The sequence below is a fragment of the Nostoc sp. CHAB 5715 genome (assembly GCF_020829685.1).
GTDB lineage: Bacteria > Cyanobacteriota > Cyanobacteriia > Cyanobacteriales > Nostocaceae > Nostoc.
Genome location: NZ_JAIVFR010001030.1, coordinates 1 through 2,503 on the forward strand (window position 1 = coordinate 1; position 2,503 = coordinate 2,503).

Genomic DNA, 2,503 nt, shown 5'->3' on the forward strand with positions numbered 1-2,503 from the left:
TTTGAACCACATCTGTTGTAGGGGTAAAGCGCATTGCTCATATGTGTCAACTTAACGTAAAAGCCATGTCTCGCAAGGAACTGAAGTTCCTTGCTAATAGCGAAAGTCATCTTTTGATGACTAAATAATCCGAAAAATCTTTAGTCTACTTCAGTAGACTTTAGCTATGAGCCGCTGAAATTCATTTCTGGGCGGGCGTCGAAGCCAACAGATAAGCGATTTTTAGCTTAAGTTGACACCAATGCATAATGCTTCATGCCTTCTTGACCTAGAACCCTAAAAATATGAACTGCCTGCGAATCACAAAATGGCACTTTTTATAAATAAAGCTTGTTTACAATTTAGCACTGATAACTTTGTGCTTTCTACATAAAACGATAAACATCACAGAAAATAATAACAGTAATTACACTAAAATTTAGTCAAATAAATTACATATTTATCTAAGTATAATCAAATAGAAAAAGTAGTAATCCCTCTGATGTTGGAATCTAGAAGCACATCGCACAATGAGGCATGAACACGAAAGATTTTAAAAACGAGAAGGATTTGTAAAATGAAAAGTCTTTTAATTAAGTCCGCGATCGCTTCTGGTGTTGTTTTGTCCTTAGCTACTTTTACCCGCCCTGTAATGGCTGCGTCTTTTTCGATATCAATAGAAGACCCAACCGTACAAACTGCAAATTACTCAAATCTTGTTAATGCTCGTGTACAAAATTTTGATGCTTCAACACTAAAAACAGGTTACAGTGCAACAGGCTTTCAATGGACTGATGTTGGTAGCTATACGAATACTCTAATCGTGAATAAAGACCAATATGGTGGTGCTGGTGGAACAGGCAAATATTTTGATGTAGATACGAAGAGATCGGGAAAGGATAGCACGGGTAGGGCTAATAATCAAACGGTTTCCACCTTAAATTTGACAACCGCACAAAAGTACTTTGGACTTTGGTGGTCTGCGGGAGACGCTAATAACGTACTTGAATTTTACTCAAAAGGTAATCTTGTAGAAAGAATTACTACTACTGATGTGCTTAAGTATATCGAAAGGTTATCAAATAAAGATAAAGCCAGCTACTACGGTAATCCTAATTCGCCATTTCAAGGTCAAAATTCTAGAGAACCCTATGCCTTCATTAACTTCTACGATGTTGACGGAACTTTTGATCAGGTTCAATTCACCAATGTTGGCGGAAGTGGTTTTGAATCAGATAATCACACAGTCGCCACTGGCTACAATCAAATCACCGGTAATGTAGTTGTTGCAGTTCCTGAGTCTTCTTCTGTATTAGGAGTTTTTGCGATTGGTTTTGTGGGTGCTACTTCAGTTCTGACTCGTCGAGTCAAGAAAAAGTCAGCTTTGCAATTGTCATAAGTAGATATCCCTTCTGACTCGGCTACAAAACCAGGCTTCACGTTCCCGTAACGTGCTGTAGGCAGGATTTCACAACTTCCAACGACAATTCAATTAAATACAAGTTAGGGCGAGCTTACTTACGGTAGGTTCGCCCTAATCCTTTGATTTAGGATTGTTATACAAATACCTTGGTAGGGGTACAATGCTTATCGGTATCAACTTGAGCAATGACAAATGGAATTTGCAAAGTTTACGGGCACACAAACAAAGCCCACTTCCAATACGGTTCAGTTAAGGCTAAAACTATGTTACAAAGTCAATTTTTTTAACGAACCGCCAAGACGCCAAGGACGCAGAGAGAAGGAAGAAATGCTTAACTGAACTGTATTGAGCCCACTTCTTAAGAATCGATATGATAGAAAAGTAGATAAAACTTAAAAAATATTTATCGAATGGTGCTTCAATCATCTGGCTTGTCCAAGGTCAAAGACTCATTAACACAAAAAATCTTCTTGGGTAATGAACCTAATGCGGAGTTAATTGCAATTCTCACCGTTTATTTTGTCCAAGGAATTTTAGGATTATCGCGTCTAGCCGTTAGCTTTTTCCTCAAAGATGAACTGCTGCTGAGTCCAGTCGAGGTGTCGGCGCTGTTGGGAATTGTCTTCCTACCTTGGATGATCAAGCCGATGTTTGGTTTTATCTCTGATGGCTTGCCTATATTTGGCTATCGTCGGCGTCCTTATTTGATTTTATCTGGGATATTGGGAACTGCTTCTTGGGCGAGTCTGGCCACAATAGTTCATACTAGCTGGGCAGCTACATTAGCGATCGCTCTTGGTTCTCTTAGTGTCGCCATGAGTGATGTCATAGTTGACTCGCTGGTTGTAGAAAGGGTTAGAGGCGAATCCCAAGCAAAAGCCGGTTCATTACAATCTCTGTGCTGGGGTGCTTCTGCGATCGGAGGTTTGATAACAGCATACTTTAGTGGTCTGCTACTCCAATACTTTACTACCCGTACTGTCTTTGGAATTACCGCTTTATTCCCTCTCATCGTCTCAGGGGTAGCTTGGTTAATTGCTGAGTCCCCCGTTAGCAAAGATGCTCAAGATAGTAATCAGACCAACTCTTTCTACAACCAGC

2 protein-coding genes are annotated in these 2,503 nt (G+C 39.9%); both read left to right on the plus strand.

The genetic code is table 11. The annotated features are described in order from the left end of the window. Positions 1-556: 556 nt before the first annotated feature. Positions 557-1,378 carry a hypothetical protein gene (locus LC574_RS35375; protein ID WP_229458289.1) on the plus strand — a complete coding sequence of 274 codons (822 nt, stop codon included), beginning with the start codon at positions 557-559 and terminating at the stop codon, positions 1,376-1,378. 434 nt (positions 1,379-1,812) lie between these two features. After that, a partial coding sequence (locus tag LC574_RS35380) for an MFS transporter (RefSeq protein ID WP_229458290.1) occupies positions 1,813-2,503 on the plus strand: 691 nt, incomplete at its 3' end.